At 65.5% G+C, this 496-nt stretch carries 1 protein-coding gene; it reads right to left on the bottom strand.

The features are described from left to right. The coding region (locus AC0IYH_RS29245; RefSeq protein WP_471837515.1) for a Tn3 family transposase at positions 1 to 496 on the bottom strand (496 nt) is incomplete at both ends.

Below are 496 nucleotides of genomic sequence, written 5' to 3'. Positions count from 1 at the left end.
GAGACATGGCTGTAGAAGGAGACGGCAGGCTCTGCCCCCTTGTGCGGATTGACCGCGCCGGTTGCCTGGGCGCGGCGATCGAGCGGGAAGTTCTGACCGTCCGAACTGGACGAGGTGCCGGACCCGAACAGGGCGGCGAGCGGTGCGGTGTGCTGGGCATCGACCAGCCGGGCGAGAGCGCGGCCGTAGGTCTCCTCGCGCAGATGCCATGAGGCGAGCCAACCAAGCTGGCGCTGGGTCACGACATTGCAGGCTTCCGCCATGCGCGTGTGGCCCAGATTGGTCGCATCCGCGAGCACCGCCGTCAGGATCGCACGCGGTTCATCGGCGACACGGCCACTTTGCAGATGCGTGAAGCACTGGCTGAATCCGGTCCATCGATCGACTTCAGCAAGAAGGTCGGTGATGCGGATCGCGGGCAGATGGGCATAAAGCGGTGCGACCGCGGTATCGGCTTCTTCGGGCGTGATCGCCTTAAACGGCGAAATCCGCAGCC

The sequence above is a fragment of the Pseudomonas sp. AC463 genome (assembly GCF_979253585.1).
This window is presented reverse-complemented; position numbering and strand designations above follow the sequence as displayed.